Below are 22,592 nucleotides of genomic sequence, written 5' to 3'. Positions count from 1 at the left end.
GCAAAGGCGGTGAAAAGACAGAAAGAATGTTGACGGTCCGCAGCCAAAGCCGTCATCTACCGCATCGGCCCGAGCATGATGCGGAGGTTCTAAAGTGTTACAGTGTCCTTGGCTCGTCCGAAAAGGCGCGCGGCGCTGTAGCGGTGCATCAATTCAGAGAAACGATCCCATGGCATCGCGTGCGTACAGCATTCCCAATCTTCTGACCTACGGCCGCATCCTCGCCGTACCGCTGATCGTTCTCTGCTTCTTCATCGAGGGCAGGCTGTCGATCAGCAATACGGCGCGTTGGGTGGCGCTGTGGATCTTCGTCATCGCCTCGCTCACCGATTTCCTCGACGGTTATCTCGCGCGCATCTGGAACCAGACGTCGAATATCGGCCGCATGCTCGATCCGATCGCCGACAAGCTGCTGGTCGCCTCGATCCTTCTCCTGGTCGCGGCCGACCAGACGATCGCCGGCTGGTCGATCTGGGCGGCGATCACCATTCTCTGCCGCGAGATCCTGGTGTCGGGACTGCGCGAATATCTGGCGGCGCTGAAGGTCAGCGTACCGGTGACGCGGATCGCCAAATGGAAGACGACACTGCAGCTCGTCGCTATTGCCTTCCTGCTCGCCGGCCCGGCCGGCGACGAGATTTTCCCCTATACGACGCAGACCGGCATCGCGCTGCTGTGGATCGCGGCGCTGCTGACCATCTATACCGGCTACGACTATTTCCGCGCCGGGGTGAAACATATCGTGGATGACGAGGAATGACGCGGCTTGTCTATTTTGCCTGGGTGCGCGAGCGCATCGGCAAAGGCGAGGAGGAGATCGACCTCCCCTCCTCCGTCGTCACCGTCGCCGATCTCTTGAATCATTTGAAGACGCTGGGCGAAGAATATGAGACCGCACTTCAATATCCCGAGGTGATCCGCGTGGCGCTCGACATGGAGCATGTCGAGCATGACGAGCCGATATCGGGGGCGAAAGAGATCGGTATATTTCCGCCGATGACGGGGGGATGAGGCGGTGATGGTGGTGCCGTGTCGCTACCCCCCTCTGCCCTGCCGGGCATCTCCCCCACAAGGAGGGAGATTGGCTGGGCGCACCGGCTTCCCCAAACAATCGGCGTTTCAGCCCGGCGAAACGATAAGTGGGCATGAAGAGCGTGCCATTTGTGATCTCACCACCTGTGGGGGAGATGGCCGGCAGGCCAGAGGGGGGCTTCCACGGCACAGCCTTTCCGCACTCTTTACATCGACATCAAAGCAGCGGAGGATTTCGCTGTGACAGTCATCCCCACCATCCGCGTCCAGCATGAGGACTTCGACCTGCAAGCCGAGGTCGATCGTCTCTCCAAGGGCAAAGCCGGCATCGGCGCCGTCGTCACCTTTTCCGGCCTCTGCCGCGATGAAGGCGGGACGCTTGCGGCACTCGAGCTCGAGCATTATCCCGGCATGGCGGAGGCTGAGATGCGGCGCATCGGCGATCTTGCCATCGCGCGTTTCGGACTTCTCGGCCTCACCGCCATCCACCGCTACGGGAAGATCGCAGCCGGCGAGACTATCGTGCTCGTCGTCGCAGCCGCGCCGCACCGGCAGGCGGCATTCGACGGCGCCAATTTCGTCATGGACTTCCTGAAGACGGCAGCCCCCTTCTGGAAGAAGGAGCACGCCAGGGATGGCGCCACCGGCGACTGGGTCTCGGCGAAGGACGCCGACGACGCAGCCCGCGACAAGTGGAAATAAGTTAGAGCACCACTCGCTCCCTGCGGCTCATCACCAAAAGCAGAACGAGCAGCGAGAAGACGACCAGATCCCGCCAGACGAAGGGGCCGTAGGCGCCCCACATGGTTTCGACGACGGCAAGCCCGGCAGCGCCGCCTGCCGAGCGCAGCGGATCGGAATGGCCGCCGACGGCGGCGATCAGCAGCACCTTCAGCCCGAACATCAGGCCGGCGCCGAAATCCATCGAGCCGTAGTAGAAAGTCGCGAGGATGCCGCAGATGGTGGCGACGAGTGCTGCGGCCCCATAGGCGACGAGAAAGACGCGGTTGGCGCTTGTGCCGCAGAGTTCGGCTGCCAGCGGATCATCGGTGACGGCGCGCCAGACGCGGCCCCAGGCCGTGCGCCTGAGGATCAGCGTACCCACCGCGACGATGGCGCACATCAGTGCCGTGTCGATCAACTGGATATGGGTGAGCGTCACCTTGAACGGGCCGTCGCTCCAAAAGACGACCGTGTCGTTCAGGAACGGCGGCAGCCAGATGGCGCGGGTATTGGCGGCAAGCCGGGCGGTCTCCATCAGCACGATCATGATGCCGAGGGCAGCGACGATGACCGTATTCGGCGATTTGCTGACCAGCGGCAGCATGATCGAGCGACCGATCCATAGGCCGGCCGCCAGCGAATAGACGATGGAAGCGCAGGCGCCGACGGCAAGGGCGGCCGGCAGCACCAGCCAGAAGCGGTTGAAGGCGAGTTCAGTGAAGAGCAGCAGGATCTGGCCCGCGAAGGCAAAGATCGCCCCATAGGTGATGTCGGCCCGCTTCGTCACGCCGAAGGCTATGGCATAACCGAAGGCAAGCGCGGCATAGAGGGCGGCCAGCGGAACCGCATTCGCCAGCTGCTGCAGAAGATAGGCCATTCCAGACACTCCACGTCACCAAAATTATAACTGGTAAAACCTATTTCACCAGTTATAATTTCGTCATGAGCTTTTCCTGGACCCCTCACCGCTTTGCCGGCGGCGCGCTGGCGCTTGATGTCGTCAACAGCGTCGTCTTGCGCCACGATGCAACGCGGCGGATCGACCGCTTTGCGGTCAGGGACCAGATGCGGAGTTTTCCAAACGCTGCGGCCGAATTCTGCGCCGAGCGCGCCCTCTTCGGCGACATCGCGCCGGTGGCGGCGGAAAACGAGGCTGATTTCATCGCGCTGCGGGAAGCGATCGACCTCTATTTCCGCGAGCGTATACTGAATGGCGACGACGACCAATTGCTGGCCAGGCTGCTGGAAGCGCTGGCGAAGACATTGCGCGACGCAGGCCCCGACAGCCTGGCCGCGGCGACCGCCCATTCGGTGCTGCGGCTGATCTCCATGCCCGATCCGGAACGCATGAAGATCTGCGGCAATTGCGGCTGGCTGTTCATCGACCGCAGCAAGAACAGAAGCCGGACCTGGTGCGACATGGCGGTCTGCGGCAACCGCGCCAAGGCGAACCGTCACTATCGCCGCAAGAAGGAGGAGACGCCATGAGAAAGCATTGTATCCTGATGGTGCCAGAGCATTTCCGTTTCTCTGCGAGGCACGGAAATGCTCTATCTTTCTGTCTTTCCGCAATTCCGGACGCAAAACCGCTGCGCACTTTTGCTGGAATTGCTCTGGTGGCCGGGCTGATGCTGTCAGCCTGCCAGCGCCAGGCTGAAAACCTGGTCGAGGTCACCGGCCATCTCTTCGTCTTCAACTATCGGGTGGCGAGCGCCACCTATCTGCTGACGCTGAAGAAGACGGGGCCTATCCCCGACGGTTCGGTCATCATTGCCGAATTCGAAAACCCGCAAGGAGGTGATCCGCTGGTGCTGAACCAGAAGATCTATCCGATCGACGACAAGATCGCGCTGCAGAGCGAAAACCTGCACTGCGTGCGCAAGGATCGTCCCTATTCCGTGAGTGTCCGGCTGGTCGACAAGGACGGCAAGGTGCTGCAGGAATTGAAGACGCAGTTCCGGTCCGACCTCGACCAGACCGTCCTGCCGAGCAAGCCGCTCGTCGTCGGCGCGCTTTATGACAAGAACCCGGAGGTCTTCAAGCCTGACGGCAGCGTCGATTTCTCGAATACCGACAAATGCCCGGCATAGAGAAATGCATGAAAAAAGCCGGAGCAAGGCCCCGGCTTTCGAGAGTCAATTCAAGGTATTGCCGGCGAATGCCGAAGCGTGGCCTCAGCCGACGATTTCGGTGTCGGAGAACCAGTATTTGATTTCCTGGGCAGCCGTTTCCGGAGCATCCGAGCCGTGAACGGAATTTTCGCCGATCGACAGAGCGTGAACCTTGCGGATCGTGCCTTCGTCAGCGTTTGCCGGGTTGGTGGCGCCCATGATCTCGCGGTTCTTGAGGATCGCGCCTTCGCCTTCCAGCACCTGGACGATGGTCGGGCCGGAGGTCATGCCTTCGACCAGTTCGCCGAAGAAGGGACGGTCCTTGTGAACGGCGTAGAAGCCTTCGGCTTCGCGACGGCTCATCCAGACGCGCTTGGAAGCGACGACACGCAGGCCGGCATCTTCGAGCATCTTGGTGATGGCGCCCGTCAGGTTGCGCTTCGTTGCGTCCGGCTTGATCATCGAGAAGGTGCGTTCAATCGCCATAGTCAAATCCTCTGTTTTCTCGGGAAAAGTGGGCGGTCTTTACCCGCCCCAACGCCCGAAAACAAGAGGTAGGCGGCAATTTCACGCCGCTGTCACAGTCCTGCCGCGGCTTTGGTGAAGATCGAGGCAGCGTTCGAACCAGGCCATGACGGGATCGTCGGCGGCTAGCATGGCGAGACCGGCGGAGACACGCAGCCATTGCAGCGCGCCGAAGACGATATAGTCGGCAAAGAGCGGTGTCTGCCCGCCGATGAAGGGTTGGAACTTCAGCATGTGCCGGAGCGGCTCCAGCTTGGCGCCGAAGGCGGCCTTCTCTGCCTCGCTGTCGGCGGCAACCACTTCCAGCGGTTTGCCGAGCCGAGCCTCGCGGCTTTCGCGGAAATAGGCTTTGTCTTCCTCGTCGAGGTTCGCATGGATGTCGAGAAGGGCGATGCGCATGATCGCCGGATGGATGATCATTTGCGAATAGCTTTCCACCATCCGCGACAGCGCCTTGCCGCCCTCGCCGTTGAACAGCGACGGCCGATCGGGATAGGCCTCCTCCAGATAAAGGGCGATGTCGAAACTGTCGGGGATCAGCCGGCCGTTGTCGTCGAGAACGGGCACGATCGACGAGACGCCGCCGCCGATCGCGCGGATGTGGGCGTAGGTCGTCGGAATCTCCTCGAAATCGAGCCCCTTATGCGCCAGCGCCATCACCGCTTTCCAGCAATGGGGCGAAAAGAAGCGCCGCTCGTCGGCGCCGCAGAGGGAATAGAGGGCTCTGGTCATAACAGTCCTTTCGAGATCGCAGCTCTATCCATTCCACGACAGAAAGCGCCTGCAATCAAATCAGGAAATTTCATGGCGTCATCACTCGGTTTTCTAAGGAATAGGGCTAGACTGCCGATACGACACGGGAGGGGACAGGATGCTCAGACATTACAGGATGTTCGCCGCCTATAATCGCTGGGCCAACACGCAAGTTTATGCGGCTGCGGCCGAACTCAGCGATGCAGAGTTCCGCAATGATTGCGGCGCCTTCTTCGGCTCGCTGCATCGCACGCTCAATCATCTGCTCGTCGCCGACCGGATATGGATGAAGCGCTTCACCGGCACCGGCGAAGCGCCGACGACACTCGATGCCGTGCTCTTCGAAGAGATGGATGCGCTTGCCGCTGCCCGCAAAGCAGAGGACGAGCGGATCATTGCCTGGACGGGCATGCTGGACGAGGCGGCGCTTGCCGCCAACTTCACCTATGTAACAGTGGTACAGCCGGCCGAGATCACCCAGCCTCTGTCGTCGGCGCTCGCGCATTTCTTCAACCACCAGACCCATCATCGCGGCCAGTGCCACATGACGCTGACGGCGCTCGGCAGGCCGAGCCTCACGCTTGATCACATCTACTTCCTGCGCAGCGAGGGCCGCGAATGGATGTGAGGCCCGATCTAAGTCAAAAGCTATAATATGATGACCACTCACAATTTTCGGTATCATGTTCCGGCCATCAAGACTGAATTAACCGCCTTTGCCGGTTCCACCCGCGAATCCCGGGCTTCCCGTTGAAAATTCAGCCTCTCTTAAAAGCTTGCGCGCATAGCGGATGTGAGAGATGAGGCCGGGCTGCGAGGGATCGTCATGCAGAATGCAAGCGCAAACGCATTGGTGCCGCGCGCCGCGCCGATGGTGGATATTCAGAAGATCGCCCAGCATATGGCGCGCCTGAACGTCGCGGCACTCCCGCGCAATTACGAACTCTTTCACGAGGCGATCGTCGGGCTCAATGCCGGGCTTGCGCAGGATATCGCGGCACTCGGGTCCCATCCGCAGCAACCGATGCTCGACGAACTCGGCCTGAAATACCGCCTCGTCGGCCATTGCGGGCTGGCGGGCGAGACATCCCGAAACGAGGCGAGCCGGATGCTGCGCGACGTGGCGGAAAGGCTTGCCGAAGGGCTGAAGCACAAGAATACCTTTGCGCGCGCCTGCGGCACGATCCTGAAATCCGTGTCCGGCCATGACGATCAAAGCCTTGCCGCCTTCCTCAGCGAGATCGACTACCTCACTGCCTCGCTTTCGACCGTTCTTGCAGCCGAGATGGAAATCGGCGCGAAGCTGCAGGACGATATCAAGACGCTGGAAACGCTGGAGCGCGGCATTTCGGCGATGCAATCGGCTGCGATCGCCGACAGGATCACCGGACTTCCGAACCGCATTGCGCTGAACCGGACGATCGCCGACCTCTACGAGCGGGAAGAAGGTGCCGCCGGCAGCGCGCTGATCATGGTCGATATCGACAATTTCACCGATCTCAACGACAAATATGGCACGCAGGCAGGCAACAAGCTCCTGAAGAAGCTCGCCGGACTCCTCCAAAAGTCGATCAAGAAAAACGATTTCATTGCCCGCACCGAGGGTGACGAATTCGCCCTGTTGTTTTCCAATGTCGGCATGCAGGATGCAATTGCTATCGCCGACCGCCTGCGCGCCTCCGTCGAGGACAATCTGGTCTTCGCGACATCCGACAAGACCGATCGCGGCAGGCTCACCATCTCGATCGGCGTGGCGCTCAGCACCGACGCGGCAACGCCGGGACAATTGCAGGCCAATGCCCGCGTGGCGCTTCTCGCCGCGCAGTCGAACCCCCGACTGCCGGTGCAGGCTTTCGGCCGCTGAGGCGGCGGACAAGCAAGTTTGCCGCGGGACAAGCAGGCTTGCGGTGGAATAAACAAAGCTTGTCCCGGGGATAAGCAGGCTTGTCAGCGCACAAGCAAGCTTGGCGCGGGGATAAGCGCTCTTGCCTTGGCGAGCGCTTTCGGCCAAAACGCCGGCCATGATCACGCTCACCGATATTTCCGCCCGCATCGCCGGGCGCCTTCTTCTCGACAATGCCAGCGTTTCGCTGCCTTCAGGCACGAAGGCAGGGCTCGTCGGGCGCAACGGCGCCGGCAAGTCCACGCTTTTTCGTGTCATCACCGGCGATCTCGGCTCGGAGAGCGGAACGGTGTCGATCCCGAAGGCCGCACGCATCGGCCAGGTGGCGCAGGAAGCGCCGGCGACCGAGGACGCCCTGATCGAGATCGTGCTTGCCGCGGACAAGGAACGCACCGCCCTCGTTGCCGAGGCGGAAACGGCAACCGATCCGCACCGCATCGCCGAGATCCAGATGCGCCTTGTCGATATCGACGCGCATTCGGCCGAAGCGCGCGCGGCGAGCATTCTTGCCGGCCTCGGCTTCGACAAGGAGGCGCAGGCCCGCCCCGCCTCCTCCTTCTCCGGCGGCTGGCGCATGCGCGTTGCCCTTGCCGCCGTGCTGTTTTCCGAGCCGGATCTGCTTCTGCTCGACGAGCCGACCAACTATCTCGACCTCGAAGGCACGCTGTGGCTGGAAGACTATGTCCGCCGCTATCCGCACACCGTCATCATCATCAGCCACGATCGCGACCTCCTGAACAACGCGGTCAATGCGATCGTCCATCTCGACCAGAAGAAGCTGACCTTCTATCGCGGCGGTTACGACCAGTTCGAGCGGCAGAAAGCGGAAGCCGACGAGTTGCAGACCAAGGCCAAGGCCAAGAACGACGCGGCACGCAAACATCTGCAGGGCTTCATCGATCGCTTCAAGGCCAAGGCTTCCAAGGCCCGGCAGGCACAATCGCGCGTCAAGGCGCTGGAGCGCATGGGAACGGTCGCCGCGGTGATCGAGGACCACGTACAGCCGATCACTTTTCCTGAGCCGGAAAAGCAGCCGGCTTCGCCGATCGTCGCGATCCAGAGCGGCGCCGTCGGCTACGAGCCCGGCAATCCGATCCTGAAAAACCTCAATCTGCGCATCGACAATGACGACCGCATCGCCCTGCTCGGCTCGAACGGCAACGGCAAATCGACCTTCGCCAAATTCATCTCCGGCCGTCTGGCGCCGGAGAGCGGTGAAGTGAAGATCGCGCCGAGCCTGAAGATCGGCTTCTTCGCGCAGCACCAACTCGACGACCTCATCCCCGAGCAATCGCCGGTGGAGCATGTGCGCCGACTGATGCCGGGCGCGCCGGAAGCCAAGGTGCGCGCCCGCGTCGCCCAGATGGGGCTTGCGACCGAGAAGATGGCGACGGCCGCCAAGGATCTTTCCGGCGGCGAAAAAGCCCGCCTGTTGATGGGGCTTGCCGCCTTCAATGCGCCCAATCTGCTGATCCTCGACGAGCCGACCAACCACCTCGACATCGATAGCCGACGCGCGCTGATCGAGGCGCTGAACGACTACGAAGGCGCCGTCATCCTGATCTCGCACGATCGTCACCTGATCGAGGCGACGGTCGATCGGCTGTGGCTGGTCAATGGCGGTACGGTTACGACCTTCGAAGGCGATATGGACGAGTACCGCGACCTCATCGTCACATCAGGTAAAAAAAAAGAAGAAAAACCGCAGCTAATTGAAGACACGACGTCGAAGGCCGACCAGCGCAAGCTCAATGCCGAACGTCGCGCCTCGCTGACGCCGCTCAGGAAAAAGATCAACGAAATCGAATCCTTGACGGCGAAGCTGGAGAAACAGATTCAGGCGCTTGACGCGGAACTTGCGGATCCGGCCCTTTACGAGAAGACGCCCGCCAAGGCCGCCGAGAAGGCAAAGCAACGCGGCGAGGCCGCGGCAAAACTCGCTGCCGCCGAGGAAGATTGGCTGATGCTGTCGGCCGAATACGAAGAAGCGATGGCGGGATAGCCACAGACCTTAGAACAGGATGTCGCCCGAAAACCGCTCACACTTTTCGGCATCATACTCTATCGAAAGCGTGGCGAAGTGCCGCGCATCAACGCGATTTCGGCCATTATCAACCGTTCGTTAACCATAATCCGAAAGGTTGTCTCAACATTCGTTACCGATTTGTTGAGCCCTTTCCATGTATCGTTTTTTCCTTCTGTCCTGCATGGCCCTCACGGCCACCCTCTCCGCCTGCAGCACTACCAGACAAGCCGCTCCCGATACTTCGATCAAGACCTCCTCGGTGATCGCGCCCGAGGGACGGGCGCTTGCCTATACCGGCGACGATGCGACGCCGCGCCTTGCCGGGCCGCATCATCTGGCCGGGCGGACGCTGGAGGTTTCCTCGCTTTCCGATCTCAAGCTGCAGGACAAGGAAGTGATCCTGAGCTTCGACGATGGCCCGATCCCTGGCCGGACCGACAAGGTGCTGGCAATCCTCGACCAATTCGGCGTCAAGGGCGCCTTCATGATGGTCGGCGAAATGGCCGAGAGGCATCCGGCACTCGCCCGCAAGGTCGCCCAGGACGGCAACACGATCGGCAGCCACACCTATGACCACGCCAATTTGAGTTCGCTGAGTTTCGACGCGGCAATGGCCGAGGTGATCAAGGGCGAATTGGCGGTGACCAAAGCGACGGGAACCGATGTCTCCTTCTTCCGCTTCCCCTATCTTGCCGAGAGCAACAGGCTGCGCGCCGCGATCGCCATGCGCGACATGGTGGTCATGGATGTCGACATCGACAGCAAAGACTATTTCACCGCGACGCGGGTTTCCGCGATGCAGCGGACGATGAACCTCTTACACAAGCGCGGCCGCGGCATCATCCTGATGCACGACATCCACAAACGCACGGTGGCGATGCTGCCGAGCCTGCTCTCGCGGCTCGAAGCCGAAGGCTACAAGGTCGTAACGCTGAAATTCAAGAAGACCGAGGTACCGAACACCGTCGTCGCCTCGGCCGATCTCGTGACGATCCGTTAAGGCTGCGGGTTGCCAAGTCGGGACCGGCTGCCTAGATCTGTCCGACGTCAACGGAAGCCAGCAGGTCGGATATGAACCTTCATCTCGAAACGGACGACGATCCGCGCACCCGCCAGTTCATCGACGAGCACAATCGGGTTTCCGACGCGGCACTGAGAACACCTGAATTCGAGAGGGATCGCGACGCGATCAAGGCGCTGATCGAGCGGCAGGACAGGCTGATCGTTCCGATGCGCCGAGGCGAGTGGTTGTTCGATTTCCGGCAGAGCAAGGACAATCCTCTCGGCATCTGGCTCCGCCTGCCGGCAGACCAGGAGCCACTGCCCGACGCCGCCTGGGAGCCGGTCTTCGATCTCGACGCCTTCTGCGTCAGGGAAGGCAAGCGCTGGAATTGGCGCGGCGCCGTTACCTGCCCATGGGAGCCGACGCGGGTGCTGCTCACGCTTTCGGACGGCGGCTCCGACCTTCTCCGGCTGCTCGAATTCGACGCCGAGCGGAAACAGGTCGTCGAGGGCGGCTTCGATACACCGGCCGCACGATCGCATGCCACCTGGCTGAGCCGCGATGAAATCTGCTATTTCGGTTCCATCGACAGATTTTCGGCGACCCGCTCCGGATGGCCGCGCGTCGGACGGCGATTGAAGCGCGGGCAGCGGCCGGAAGATGCCGCCGTCATGTTCGAAGCAGCAGACGAGGACGTCTACGGCTTCAATCTCGTCATCGACCCTGCCCTATCGGGCGCTTCGGCGGATCGCGGACTGATCGATATTTTCGTCGCCGCCCACGAGATCGGCGTCGCGAGCGCATTCCTGATCGCCAACGACGGCACACAGCGGCGCATCGATCTGCCTAAGGAAGCCGATTTCCAGTTCAATCATGATCATTGCCTTTGGCGGGCAAAGACCGATGAACGCGTTGCGACCGGCAGCCTCGTCCTGCAACGCTTCGATCCCGCCTCGGAGACGGCCCTGCTCGGGCAGGAACGGATCCTGTTTCAGCCTGGCGAGGGCCAGTCCATCGCGCAGATGATGCTGATGCAGGAGTGGTGTGTCTTCATCATCTCCGATCGGCTGCGTCCGCGTCTCATGGTGCTGGACCTGACAAGGCCCGATGCCGAGCAGCGCGAGATCGCACTGCCGGCGGATATGCAGACGGCTCACTTCAGGCCGCTCCATGCGGATCTGCATCTTGGCGACGATACGCTCCACATCGTCGGCCAGGGCTTCCTGCAGCCTCCCGTCTGTTACCGCCTCGAGCTGTCGGATCGCAGCAGAGAGGCCGAGCCGATTTTCGTCGCTGCGGCGCCGAGCTATTTCGATGCGACCGATATGTCATCCGAACTGCTGGAGGCTGTTTCCGAGGACGGAACGAGGGTTACCTACCGGCTTGTCCTGCCGAAGCAGTGGACCAAAGGGGCGCTGCCGGTGCTGCTTTACGGTTATGGCGGCTTCGATGTCCCGTTGTCGCCAAGCTATTCCGGCGTGACAGGACGCTGGCTGGAACAAGGCGGCGCCTATGTGCAGGCCTATATCCGCGGCGGCGGCGAATTCGGGCCCGACTGGTACCGCAGCGCCAAGCGACAGGGGCGAGACCGGGCGTTTGCCGATTTCGTCGCCATCGCGCGCGATCTCGTCGCCCGCGGCTATACCGTGCCGTCGCGGATCGCCTGCCAGGGCGGCAGCAATGGCGGTCTGCTGACCGGCGTGATGCTGACGCGCTATCCCGACGATTTCGGCGCCGTCTGGTGCCAGGTGCCGGTTCTCGACATGACACGCTTCCACCTGTTTACCGCAGGGCAAGCCTGGATGGACGAATATGGCGATCCGGAGACGCCGGTGGACCGGGATTTCATGCTCGGTTATTCGCCGCTTCACAATGTCGGGCCGGCGACCAAGGTCAGCTATCCGCCGATCTACATCGAAAGCTCCGCCAATGACGACCGCGTGCATCCCTCGCATGCGCGCCGCTTTGCCGCACGGCTGGAGGAAGAAGGACACCGGCCGCTCTTCCATGAATTCGGCTCCGGTGGGCATGGCGGCGACGGCAATTCCGAAGAGCGCGCCGCCCGCGCGGCGATGGGTTACAGCTTCCTTCGCCAAACCATCATGCGCTAGGATGCGATAGAATGGAGGAGGAGAGCTTGTCGGCGCGCCTCTTTCTGAATACAAACAGGTCAATAAATCATACTTTTCATACAGGCTCGAGCGAAACACCATGTCTCCTATCAACCTCGCCATCGTCGGCGTCGGCAAGATCGTCCGCGACCAGCACCTTCCCTCCGTCGCCAAGAACCCGGATTTCGAACTCGTCGCCACGGCAAGCCGCCACGGCACGGTCGAAGGCGTCAAGAGTTATACGACGATCGAGGCGATGCTCGACGCCGAGCCCTCGATCGATGCCGTTTCGCTCTGCATGCCGCCGCAATATCGCTACGAGGCAGCCTATAAGGCGCTCGTCGCCGGCAAGCACGTCTTCCTGGAAAAGCCGCCCGGCGCGACGCTCAGCGAAGTGGCCGATCTCGAAGCGCTGGCGAACAAGCAGGGTGCGTCGCTCTTTGCGAGCTGGCATTCGCGCTACGCCCCGGGCGTCGAGGCGGCCAAGGCGTTTCTTGCCTCGACGACGATCAAAAGCGTGCATGTGATCTGGAAGGAGGATGTCCGCCATTGGCATCCGAACCAGGAATGGATCTGGCAGGCCGGCGGCCTCGGCGTTTTCGATCCCGGCATCAACGCGCTGTCGATCGTCACCCATATCCTGCCGCGGCCGATCTTCATCACCGAGGCCGTGCTCGAATTTCCCGAGAATCGCGATGCGCCGATCGCGGCCGACATTCACTTCCGCAATGCGGACGGCCTGCCGGTTCACGCCGAATTCGACTGGCGCCAGACCGGCAAGCAGAGCTGGGACATCGTTGCGGAGACGGCAGCCGGCCAGATGGTGCTCGCTGAGGGCGGCGCCAAGCTTTTCGTCGACGGCGCGCTCAGCTTCGCCGAGCCGGAGCAGGAATATCCCTCGCTCTACCGTCGCTTTGCCGAAATCATCAAGGCCGGCAAATCGGATGTCGATCTCGCGCCGCTGCGCCACGTCGCCGATGCCTTCATGCTCGGCAAGCGGAAATTCGTCGACGCATTCCACGACTGAGCGTCGCAATAACGTCATAGAAACCGGCAAGATTTGCCGGCCTATGGCAATCGTGTTCGGGGGCAGCCGCTCATGAGCAATAAAATTGGCCGCAAGGGCCGATTTTCCCGCGTGTTGAAAATTGGCATCCTCGTGGTGCCGCTTCTCGGCCTTGCGGCATGTTCGGGCGAAGAGGCCGTCATGCCGCCTGATCCACCGGGCGTTTCCCGATCCGAGGAATATTCCTTCGGATCGGCGACCCAGGCCCAGGATTGGCAGGCCACCCGCAAGGTGCTGGGCCAACTGGAAGGGCGGTTCGGAGAGAAGTCCATGCGTATCCTGGCGCGCAATCTCGCCAGCACCACCGACCCGCAGACCATCAAGGTCTATTATGCCGAACGCCTTGTGCATCAAGCCGGCTGGGCGGAAATGCCGGTCAGCACCTTTGCCGACAAGGCGTGGGCATTCGCTTTGGTCAGTCCGAATGGAAAGCATGTTTTGGCAGTCGAGGCGCTCGACGCGTCGGAAAGTGCTGGCGGGATCGTACCCCTCAATATCCTGACGAACCTCGACGAGGACAAAGATTCGAAACGGTAGCGGCGCTCGCCGGCCGGGAGAGCGAAGCTGGACGGCTTCATGCCGCAATTCAAAGTGTTACAGCGTCCTTTGCGGCTCTCGAAAAGACGCGCGGCGCTGTAGCGTCCTGACGAACGCTCAGGCCTTCTTCTCCCACCGCCCTTCCGGAGTCTGCTGCCAATAGGTGAGGTTATGCCCCTCGCCTTTCAGCTTCTTCCACTGCGCACGGGCGGTGTCCAGTTGCTCCTGGTCGTGACCGTCGAACATGAAGACGATGCGCTCATAGGCATCGGCCGGCGGCGGCTCGGCGCCGTCGACGATGAAACGCACGGTCGCCGCATTGGCATTGTCCGGCGTCACCGTCAAAAGCACCGGCTGGCTTTCGGCGAAATCCGCCTCGTCGGTGCCGTGCGGCAGGAAGCTCTCCTCGCGGAAAGTCCAAAGATGCTGATCGAGAGCATCACGCCGCGCCAACTCGCGCGTCTGGACGGCAACGCGCCAGCCGCGCTCGACGCTTTTGTCGATGAGCGGCGGAAGCGCGTCCTCCAGCCTGGATTCGGTCAGATGATAGAAGAGAACGTCCGTCATCAGGATTCATAATGGGCGCGAACGAGTTCGTCGAGCAGGCGCACGCCGAAGCCGGAACCCCAGGATTGATTGATCTCGTCCTGCGGCGAGCCCATCGCCGTGCCGGCAATATCGAGATGCGCCCAGGGCGTGTCCTGCACGAAGCGCTTGAGGAAATGCGCGGCCGTGATCGAGCCGGCCTGTCGGCCGCCGGTGTTCTTCATATCGGCGAACTTGCTGTCGATCAGCTTGTCGTAATCCCTGCCGAGCGGCATGCGCCAGAGTTTTTCGTTGCTCGAAAGACCGGCTGCCGTCAGTTGGGCGGAAAGCTGGTCGTCATTGGAGAACAGGCCGGCATGCACATTGCCGAGCGCCACGATGATCGCCCCGGTCAGCGTGGCGAGATTGATCATGAACTGCGGCTTGAAGCGGTCGTTGCAGTACCAGAGCGCATCGCAGAGCACGAGGCGACCCTCGGCATCGGTGTTGATCACCTCGATCGTCTGGCCGGACATCGACGTGACGATATCACCAGGACGCTGGGCGTTACCGTCAGGCATGTTCTCCACCAGGCCGATGATGCCGACCGCGTTGACGGCGGCCTTGCGGGAGGCGAGCACATGCATGAGGCCGGTGACGGCGGCCGCACCGCCCATATCGCCCTTCATGTCTTCCATGCCGGCGGCCGGCTTGATCGAAATGCCGCCGGTATCGAAGACGACACCCTTGCCGATGAAGGCAACGGGACGATCCTTGCCCTTGCCGCCCTTCCACTGCATGACCGCCAGGCGCGGCGGACGTACGGAGCCCTGGGCGACGCCGAGAAGGGCACCCATGCCGAGGCGGCGCATTTCGCGCTCCGTCAGGATTTCCACTTCGACGCCGAGCTTTTCCAGCTCCTTCGCCTTGGCGGCGAACTCGACGGGGCCGAGCACGTTCGGCGGTTCGTTGACGAGGTCACGGGCAAGGTTGACACCACCGGCAATCGCTTCGGAATCGGAAAACGCCTTCTTGGCACCACCCGGATCGGCGGTGACGATCGTCACCTTGACTGATTTCGCCGGTTTTTCTTCCTCGTCGCCTTTCTTCGTCTTGTAGGTATCGAAGCTATAGGCGCGCAGCAGCATGCCGAGCGCGAAATCGGCAGCTGCCCGGGCGCTGGTCTCGAGCCCGGGCACATCGATGAAGACGGCGGCCTTGTCGGTGTTCTTGATTCTCGAGGCCGCAGCACCGCCGGCCTTCAGCCAGTCATGGGCGGTGAGTTCAGCAGCCTTGCCCAGCCCGATGACGACGATGCGCTCGACGGGCGCGCCTTCCGGGGCGACAATATCGAGCCCGCTCAGGGATTTCGCGGAGAATCGGGCGATCCTCGCAGCCTTGGCGATCACACCTGCCGGGTCGACCGTATCGGCGCCGGCAGCGCTGTCGGCCTCCACAGTCTTCAACAGGATCGCCAGGCCGCCATTGAGCTTTGCCGACTTCGAGAATGAAATTTCCAACTTTACTGACATGTCTTCTCCGCTGGGGATTCTTTGAAATCCGTCCCTCGCGGATAATTTCGCGTTTGGCGGGTCTGTCAATGGCTTGCGACAATTGTTATGGTCGCCCGCGGCCATCACGGCCTTCATGTTTTCGTCAGTTTCGTAGATATTCGCGTTGACAGTTTTTTCGAAAAATCGATGGCGGGGCCTGGCAATCCGCCTGCCGAAAACGACTTTCGGTGCATTCATGCTGCTGTTTTGGATGTGGTGGGCGCTGCTTGCCGTCTTCCGCGCCTTTCCCGGAATAGACATCTATTTTTCCCAGCTTTTTTTCGTGGGCGCAGATTGCGACGCGACTGCTGCTGCCGGGAGCATCTGCGGCGGCTTTCCCTATCGCGACGTCGCGGCCTTCGACCTGCTGCGCACCGTCTTCTTCCGCCTGCCCTATGTTGTCGCGATCGTGATGCTGTGGAAACTCGTCGAATGTTACCAGCAGCATGGCGCGACCTTCAACGCCGAGCGCGCGCAAAAGCTCAAAGTCGCGCTCGGAACGCTGCTGATCGGGCCGGTGCTGCTCGTCAATGTCGTCCTGAAGGAACATTGGGGCCGGCCGCGACCGATACAGACGGACATTTTCGGCGGTGCGCTGCATTTCGTCGAGGCAGGTTCGCTTGCAGGAAAATGCGTTTCGAACTGCTCGTTCGTCTCCGGCGAGGCAGCGAGTGCCGGCTGGCTCTTCTGCCTTCTGCTCTTCGTTCCGAAATCCCTGCGTTATGCGGTGGCGGCACCCCTGGCGGCGATCTCTATCCTCACCCCGGCGATGCGGCTATCCTTCGGCGCGCACTACCTTTCCGACGTCGTTCTTGGATGGCTTTCCTCGCTTGTCGTCTTCGCCGCATTGCTGGCGTTAACTGAGTCGCAACAGCATCAAAAAAATTCTGAAATTTGAATGAATTTTTGACACCAGCTTGTCGCAAAAGCGCGACAAAGAGCGTAGAGGGATTCTCCTGCAAGGCCGTTTGGGCGTGCAGGTGCTTTCAAGGGCAGGCATGAAACTACTCGAGACATACATATTGCGGCGCGTCGGCCAGATGTTTCTCGTGGCGCTCCTGCCCGTTCTGGCGATCATTTGGACGACTCAGGTTCTGCAGCGCATCAATCTGGTCACCGACAGCGGCCAGTCGATCGGCTCGTTCGCCAAGCTGGCGACGATGATCCTGCCGTCGATCATTCCCGTCGTGCTGCCCTTTGCCCTCGTTATCGCGATCACCCAGACGCTGACGACGATGAACAATGATTCCGAGCTCACCGTCATCGACGCGGCCGGCGCTCGGCGCAGCGTGCTGATCCGCCCCATCCTGCTGCTTGCCGCCGTCATCAGCGTCTTTTCCTTCTTCGTCGACAACGTCGTCGAGCCGCGCGCAAAGACCGTCGTGCGCCAGATGATCGCCGAGACCTATGCTGACCTCCTCTCTTCGGTGATCGAGGAAAAGACCTTCCGCAAGCTCGATGAAGGCCTCTATGTACAGATCTCGCAGCGGATGGCGGGCCGCATGCTGAAGGGCCTTTTCGTCGCCGACGAACGCGACCCGGCCTACGAACTGATCTATTATGCGAAGGAAGGCGCCGTCGACGACACGGGCACGACGCTGATCATGCATCAAGGCGAAGTGCACCGCAAAACGCCCGACGGCAACGTCTCGGTCATCAATTTCGATTCCTATTCCTTCGACCTCTCGGACATGACGGAGAATCGCGGTCAGGCGACGCTGCGCGCCAGCGACCGTGACCTGTGGTTCCTGTTCAATCCGGATCCGGCCGACAAGGACTATACGATCCGTCCGCAAAGCTACCGCGCCGAACTGCATCGGCGGCTGACCGACTGGATACTGCCTGTCGTCTTTGCCCTGTTTTCACTGGCGATCGCCGGCGATGCGCGCTCGCACCGCGAAGCGCGGCTGCATCCGATGGTGAGCGCGCTCGCCTATGCCTTCTCGATGCGATGGGCTGCCTTCTACGCGGCCAATCAGATCGATACCGATCCTGAATATATCGCCGTCCTCTATGCCATCCCAATCGTCAGCAGCATCGTCTCGATCGTCTTCCTCGGCCTGCACAAACGACTGGTCATGCCTTCGTTCATCCGCGACCGGATTTCGTCTTTCTGGAGACGGATGCAGGAAAGGCTGCTTGCCGCAACCGGCAGGACCGGCGGGGGCACTGCCCAATGATGTTCGGGACATTGTCGCGTTATTTCTTTCGCCGCTATCTGGTGACGACGGGCTGGTTCCTGATCGGCGTCTCGGCGATTTCTTTCCTCCTCGATTTCAGCGAGACGGCGGGCCGCATGTCCGGCCTTCCCGGCTACACGATCGGCGGCGGCGTCTTGATGACCGCCGTGCGCCTGCCGCTCATCCTGCAGCAGACGGTGCCGTTCATCGCGCTGTTCGTCGGCATGACGGTGCTGATCGGCCTCAACCGCAAATATGAACTCGTCGTCACGCGCGCCGCCGGCATTTCGGTCTGGCAGTTCATGTTCCCCTTCATCGCCGGCTCGCTGGCGCTCGGCCTGCTGACGATGGCGGCGCTGAACCCGCTTGCCGCCTGGGGACAGCGCCAGGCGCTGCTGGTCGAATCCGACTGGCGCGGCGAGAACGCAGTTCTGCGCAAGGCGCCGCAGATTCCGTGGCTGCGCCAGATCAGCGGCCGGGACGATGTCATCATCGGCGCCCAGACGGTCCAGGAGAACGGAACCAAGCTGATCGATGCGGTGCTGATCCATTTCGATTCAAGCGGTCAGGTCATTCTGAGACAGGACGCCGCCACGGCAAAGTTGGAAGATGGTTACTGGCAACTTAACACCGTTGTCGAGCGCAAGCCTGGCGAAATCCCCGTGCGTAAAGCTTCGGTTCAACTTCGCACCAATCTGAAACAGGACTTCGTCCAGGAGCGGCTGACAGCGCCGGAAACAATTGGTTTCTTTGACCTTTCCAACCGGATTGCGGCAGCCAAATCCTTCGGTATCTCGACCAAGGCGCTGGAGACGCAATTCAACTCCCTGTTGTCCCAGCCATTGCTGCTGGTGGCCATGACTTTCATAGCCGCAACAGTGTCCCTAAAATTTAGCCGGTTCAACCAATCCCGCTCCGTGATTCTGGGTGGCATCCTTTCGGGCTTCATGCTTTATGTCATCACCGTGCTTGTAAAGGCATTCGGAAGCAGTGGAGTCGTGCCCCCCTTCGTGGCGACGTGGATACCGGTGGTCGTCGCGCTGGCCTTGGGTGCGACTATTCTGCTTCATCAGGAGGACGGCTAGTGGCGGCAGGCGACCGCAAGTATTTTAGTAATCAGCTGGTTGCCCTGCTTGTCGGCGCGACTCTATGTTCCTATTTCGGCAGTGTCCCAGCCTCCTACGGCCAGGCCAACACGTCCGCTCAAGATATCGGGAAAAACATTCCGGAAGGAGCCAAGCTCCTGCTTTCGGCCAATGAACTGGTCTATAACCGTGACGCCGATCTGGTGTCGGCGGTCGGCGGCGTGCAGATCAATTATGGCGGCTATAAAATGGTCGCGCAGAAGGTCGAGTACAATCAGAAGACTGGCCGGATGATGGCGCTTGGCAATGTCGAGTTGGTCAGCCCGGACGGCAACCGTATCTATGCCGACAACCTCGACGTGACCGACAATTTTGCCGACGGGTTCCTGAACTCGTTGCGCATCGAGACCGCCGACAATACCCGCATCGTCGCCGAAAGCGGCGAGCGCGTCGGCGGCACGATGATGATTCTCAACAAGGGCGTCTACACGGCCTGCCTTCCCTGCGCCGAAGATCCGAAGCGCGCGCCCTTCTGGCAGGTCAAGGCCCAGCGAGTGATCCAGAACGGCGAGACGCATACGATCCGTCTGGAGAGAGCGCGCTTCGAGTTGCTCGGCCATCCGATCGCCTTCCTGCCGTTCATCGAAGTTCCCGACAATACGGTGAAACGCAAGTCCGGCTTTCTGTTTCCGACGATGAGCCTGTCGCAGAATCTCGGCTTCGGTCTTTCCGTTCCTTATTACTATGTGATCTCGCCGAGCATGGACGCGACGGTCACCGCCACGGGCTACACCGCCCAGGGTTTCCTCATCGAAGGCGAATTTCGCCAACGCTTCGAAAATGGCACGCATATTCTGCGCGTCGCCGGCATCGACCAGGCAAAACCGGGCAACTTCAGCTCCGGCACCAGCGATGCCGAAGCCGAGCAACGTGGCATGGTGGCTTCGAAGGCCGAATTCCGCATCAATCCGCGCTGGACGTTCGGCTGGGACGTCATGATGCAGAGCGACAACAATTTCTCGAAAACGTATAAGCTGCGGGGCCTGACCGGTACGGATCGTACCAACCAGATCTACCTGACAGGGCTCGGGAAACGCAATTATTTCGACATGCGGGCGTTCTATTTCGACATCCAGGATGCCGATCGGACGAATACCGCTGAAAAGCAGCAGGCGATCGTCTATCCGTCGCTCGACTATCACTATGTGGCGCCGCAGCCGCTTGCCGGCGGCGAGCTTTCGGCGGATGTCAACCTGACGAATATTTCGCGCACACATGATGACTTCTATACCGTCGACGGCTTCGACCGTTTCCGCGGCCTGAAGGGTCAGACTTCGCGGCTGACTGCCGAGCTGCAATGGAAGCGGACCTACGTCACGCCGACCGGCCTGGTGATCACGCCGCTGCTGGCCGCGCGCGGCGATGCCTTCGCGCTGAACATGGACGATCCGACCGGCTACACCGGCAACTATGTCGACGGCAATTCCGCCACCCGCTCGATGTTCACAGCCGGGCTGGAGATGCGTTATCCAATCCTGATGACGACTGACAATAGCACCCATATCCTCGAGCCGATCGCACAGATCTATGCCCGCCCCGACGAGCAACTGGCAGGCCGCCTGCCGAACGAGGATGCGCAAAGCTTCGTCTTCGATGCCACCTCGCTGTTCGACCGCGACAAATTCTCGGGCTACGACCGGGTCGAAGGCGGTACCCGCGCCAATGTCGGCGTTCAGTACACCGGTACATTCGACAGCGGTTACAAGCTGCACGGCATCTTCGGCCAATCCTATCAGATCGCCGGCCAAAACTCGTTTGCGACCGATGACCTCGTCAATGTCGGCGCGGATTCGGGCCTCGAAACCGATCGCTCCGATTATGTCGGCCTTGGCGGTGTCGAAACACCGTACGGCGTTTCCGTCGCAGCCTCCTACCGGCTCGACGAAAAAGATTTCGAATTCCGCCGCGGTGACCTGACGACGGCCTACCAGAACGACACCTTCTCGACGCAGCTGACCTACACTCATCTCAGCGCCCAGCCGGAATATGGCTTCGCCGAGGACAATGACGAGATCCAGACCAACAGCACCGTCAAGTTCAAGGATTACTGGTCGATTTTCGGCGGCATTGCCTGGGATCTGAACAATGATGTGATCAGTCGGCGGACGATCGGCCTGTCTTATGACGACGAATGCACGATCTTCACGATCGCCTATACGGACAGCAGAGATTCCGACGACGAGTCGGGAAGCGACTGGACGATCGGCGCACGGCTGACCTTCCGCACGCTCGGCGACATCAAGATCGGTTCCGACACCCTCGAATGACGGGCGATCGGCGCAAACATGGCCTGAAGCCATTCTTTCGCCGTAAGCCTGTGCAGGACATTGCCGCCAGTCGGTATCTGAGGCATAGGGGTTTCGCGCCGTGATGGAAGCGATTTCAGCGTGTCTCGCACTGTGGTAAGAACGCCGCGAACAACGTCTCGCGGCGCTATCGGGAGGTCAACAGATGATTGACGCGAAAAAAGCCATAACCAAGTTCCTCGCCGGGGCAGCGCTTGCATTGCTGACAGGCCTTGCCGCTCCAGCGCTTGCGGCCAGTGAAGTCAAGGCCGTGGTGAACGGCACCGCGATCACCAGCGGCGACGTCGCCAAGCGCCAGGCCTTCCTGCGCCTGCAGCATACGAAGGCCGATGCCAAGACCGCCGAGGAGCAACTGATCGATGAGGCGCTCAAGCGGCAGGAAGTCACCCGCGTCCGTATGTCGGTTTCGCAGCAGGACGTCGATGCGTCCTTCGCGCGCTTTTCGAGCGGCAACAAGCTTTCCCCCGAGCAGATGTCGCAGATCCTCGATCGCGCCGGCGTCGGCGTCGATCATTTCAAGGGTTTCATCGCCGTGCAGATGAGCTGGCCGCGTGTCGTCAACGCCCGCTACGGCTCCACCTCGCGGCTGTCGAACTATGATCTCGTCTCGCGCATGATGCAGAACAACAAGCAGAAGCCGGTGACGACGGAATATATGCTGCAGCAGATCATCTTCGTCATTCCGCAAGCCAAGCGCGGCGCCATCACCGGCAAGCGCAAGGGCGAGGCCGAGGCGTCGCGCTCCAAATTCCCGGGCTGCGATCAGGCAAAGGTGTTTGCTGCGACGATGCGCGACGTTTCCGTGCGCGATCTCGGCCGCCTGCTCGCCCCCGAAATCCCGCCGGATTGGAAGCCGCTGGTCGAGCAGGCCAAGGGCAACACGACAGGGACCCGCGTCACCGACAAGGGCGTCGAATATCTGGCAATCTGCAGCCAGCGGCAGGTCTCCGACGACCAGGCCGCCGAAATGGTCTTCCGCCAGGAAGATCTCGACAAGTCCAAGGCCGGCAAGGATGCCAGCCCGGAAAACGAAAACAGCAAGAAATACCTGGATGAACTGCGCAAAAAGGCGCAGATCGCCTATCGCTGACCG

At 61.1% G+C, this 22,592-nt stretch carries 22 protein-coding genes; 17 read left to right on the top strand and 5 right to left on the bottom strand.

Annotated elements, in window-relative coordinates:
• Window positions 1-169 precede the first annotated feature (169 nt).
• The 3 genes from pgsA to GR198_RS24375 all read left to right on the top strand — a co-directional run bounded on the left by pgsA (window position 170) and on the right by GR198_RS24375 (window position 1,734).
• Window positions 170-760 carry a CDP-diacylglycerol--glycerol-3-phosphate 3-phosphatidyltransferase gene (gene pgsA, locus GR198_RS24385; RefSeq protein WP_003547103.1) on the top strand — a complete coding sequence of 197 codons (591 nt, stop codon included), beginning with the start codon at window positions 170-172 and terminating at the stop codon, window positions 758-760.
• A complete protein-coding gene (gene moaD, locus GR198_RS24380) occupies window positions 757-1,011 on the top strand; it encodes a molybdopterin converting factor subunit 1 (RefSeq protein WP_029872939.1) in 255 nt (84 codons plus the stop codon). Before pgsA ends, moaD begins: the two co-directional genes overlap by 4 nt.
• A 261-nt stretch (window positions 1,012-1,272) precedes the next feature.
• The gene (locus GR198_RS24375; RefSeq protein WP_029872940.1) at window positions 1,273-1,734 is read left to right on the top strand and encodes a molybdenum cofactor biosynthesis protein MoaE; all 462 of its coding nucleotides are present in this window, start codon (window positions 1,273-1,275) and stop codon (window positions 1,732-1,734) included.
• A 1-nt stretch (window position 1,735) separates the two neighbouring features.
• Here GR198_RS24375 and GR198_RS24370 read toward each other — a convergent pair whose 3' ends face one another.
• On the bottom strand, window positions 1,736-2,632 hold the full coding sequence (locus GR198_RS24370; protein WP_029872941.1) for a branched-chain amino acid ABC transporter permease: 897 nt from the start codon (window positions 2,630-2,632) through the stop codon (window positions 1,736-1,738).
• 65 nt (window positions 2,633-2,697) lie between these two features.
• On the opposite strand from GR198_RS24370, the gene GR198_RS24365 reads away from it, so the two are divergent.
• Both GR198_RS24365 and GR198_RS24360 read left to right on the top strand, forming a co-directional pair.
• Window positions 2,698-3,243 carry a CGNR zinc finger domain-containing protein gene (locus tag GR198_RS24365; protein WP_164069718.1) on the top strand — a complete coding sequence of 182 codons (546 nt, stop codon included), beginning with the start codon at window positions 2,698-2,700 and terminating at the stop codon, window positions 3,241-3,243.
• Window positions 3,244-3,383: 140 nt separating this feature from the next.
• Window positions 3,384-3,845, top strand: coding sequence for a hypothetical protein (locus GR198_RS24360; RefSeq protein ID WP_050573683.1), 462 nt, complete (start codon window positions 3,384-3,386; stop codon window positions 3,843-3,845).
• 84 nt (window positions 3,846-3,929) lie between these two features.
• Here GR198_RS24360 and ndk read toward each other — a convergent pair whose 3' ends face one another.
• Window positions 3,930-4,352, bottom strand: coding sequence for a nucleoside-diphosphate kinase (ndk, locus tag GR198_RS24355; RefSeq protein WP_003547097.1), 423 nt, complete (start codon window positions 4,350-4,352; stop codon window positions 3,930-3,932).
• Between the two features lie 81 nt (window positions 4,353-4,433).
• Window positions 4,434-5,123, bottom strand: coding sequence for a glutathione S-transferase family protein (locus GR198_RS24350; protein WP_029872944.1), 690 nt, complete (start codon window positions 5,121-5,123; stop codon window positions 4,434-4,436).
• Window positions 5,124-5,262: 139 nt separating this feature from the next.
• On the opposite strand from GR198_RS24350, the gene GR198_RS24345 reads away from it, so the two are divergent.
• From GR198_RS24345 to GR198_RS24315, 7 genes are all read left to right on the top strand, one after another.
• A complete protein-coding gene (locus tag GR198_RS24345; RefSeq protein ID WP_029872945.1) occupies window positions 5,263-5,772 on the top strand; it encodes a DinB family protein in 510 nt (169 codons plus the stop codon).
• Between the two features lie 198 nt (window positions 5,773-5,970).
• The gene (locus GR198_RS24340) at window positions 5,971-7,008 is read left to right on the top strand and encodes a GGDEF domain-containing protein (protein WP_029872946.1); all 1,038 of its coding nucleotides are present in this window, start codon (window positions 5,971-5,973) and stop codon (window positions 7,006-7,008) included.
• Between the two features lie 157 nt (window positions 7,009-7,165).
• A complete protein-coding gene (locus GR198_RS24335; RefSeq protein WP_029872947.1) occupies window positions 7,166-9,049 on the top strand; it encodes an ABC-F family ATP-binding cassette domain-containing protein in 1,884 nt (627 codons plus the stop codon).
• 178 nt (window positions 9,050-9,227) lie between these two features.
• Window positions 9,228-10,073, top strand: a complete 846-nt coding sequence (locus GR198_RS24330; RefSeq protein ID WP_029872948.1) for a polysaccharide deacetylase family protein — start codon at window positions 9,228-9,230, stop codon at window positions 10,071-10,073.
• A 35-nt stretch (window positions 10,074-10,108) separates the two neighbouring features.
• Window positions 10,109-12,187, top strand: coding sequence for a prolyl oligopeptidase family serine peptidase (locus GR198_RS24325; protein WP_280806294.1), 2,079 nt, complete (start codon window positions 10,109-10,111; stop codon window positions 12,185-12,187).
• 100 nt (window positions 12,188-12,287) lie between these two features.
• Window positions 12,288-13,214 (top strand): Gfo/Idh/MocA family protein, encoded by a 927-nt coding sequence (locus tag GR198_RS24320; protein ID WP_029872950.1) that lies wholly within the window; start codon window positions 12,288-12,290, stop codon window positions 13,212-13,214.
• A gap of 72 nt (window positions 13,215-13,286) precedes the next feature.
• Entirely contained in the window at window positions 13,287-13,790 is a 504-nt protein-coding gene (locus tag GR198_RS24315) for a hypothetical protein (protein WP_029872951.1), read from the top strand.
• A gap of 117 nt (window positions 13,791-13,907) precedes the next feature.
• Here GR198_RS24315 and GR198_RS24310 read toward each other — a convergent pair whose 3' ends face one another.
• Window positions 13,908-14,357, bottom strand: coding sequence for a DNA polymerase III subunit chi (locus GR198_RS24310; protein WP_029872952.1), 450 nt, complete (start codon window positions 14,355-14,357; stop codon window positions 13,908-13,910).
• A complete protein-coding gene (locus GR198_RS24305) occupies window positions 14,357-15,847 on the bottom strand; it encodes a leucyl aminopeptidase (RefSeq protein WP_029872953.1) in 1,491 nt (496 codons plus the stop codon). Before GR198_RS24305 ends, GR198_RS24310 begins: the two co-directional genes overlap by 1 nt.
• Before the next feature lie 145 nt (window positions 15,848-15,992).
• Between GR198_RS24305 and GR198_RS24300 the strand changes: the two genes are divergently transcribed.
• The 5 genes from GR198_RS24300 to GR198_RS24280 all read left to right on the top strand — a co-directional run bounded on the left by GR198_RS24300 (window position 15,993) and on the right by GR198_RS24280 (window position 22,589).
• The gene (locus GR198_RS24300; protein WP_029872954.1) at window positions 15,993-16,766 is read left to right on the top strand and encodes a phosphatase PAP2 family protein; all 774 of its coding nucleotides are present in this window, start codon (window positions 15,993-15,995) and stop codon (window positions 16,764-16,766) included.
• Window positions 16,767-16,866: 100 nt separating this feature from the next.
• Window positions 16,867-18,048 (top strand): LPS export ABC transporter permease LptF, encoded by a 1,182-nt coding sequence (gene lptF, locus GR198_RS24295; protein WP_164069717.1) that lies wholly within the window; start codon window positions 16,867-16,869, stop codon window positions 18,046-18,048.
• On the top strand, window positions 18,045-19,133 hold the full coding sequence (gene lptG / locus GR198_RS24290; RefSeq protein ID WP_011651253.1) for an LPS export ABC transporter permease LptG: 1,089 nt from the start codon (window positions 18,045-18,047) through the stop codon (window positions 19,131-19,133). The genes lptF and lptG overlap by 4 nt, the downstream gene beginning before the upstream one ends.
• The gene (locus GR198_RS24285) at window positions 19,133-21,460 is read left to right on the top strand and encodes an LPS-assembly protein LptD (protein ID WP_164069716.1); all 2,328 of its coding nucleotides are present in this window, start codon (window positions 19,133-19,135) and stop codon (window positions 21,458-21,460) included. The genes lptG and GR198_RS24285 overlap by 1 nt, the downstream gene beginning before the upstream one ends.
• Before the next feature lie 184 nt (window positions 21,461-21,644).
• Complete coding sequence (locus GR198_RS24280) at window positions 21,645-22,589, top strand: peptidylprolyl isomerase (RefSeq protein ID WP_029872958.1); 945 nt, start codon at window positions 21,645-21,647, stop codon at window positions 22,587-22,589.
• Window positions 22,590-22,592 lie beyond the last annotated feature (3 nt).

Origin of the sequence: Rhizobium leguminosarum, assembly GCF_010668065.1 — a bacterium.
Taxonomy (GTDB): domain Bacteria; phylum Pseudomonadota; class Alphaproteobacteria; order Rhizobiales; family Rhizobiaceae; genus Rhizobium; species Rhizobium leguminosarum_S.
This window is presented reverse-complemented; position numbering and strand designations above follow the sequence as displayed.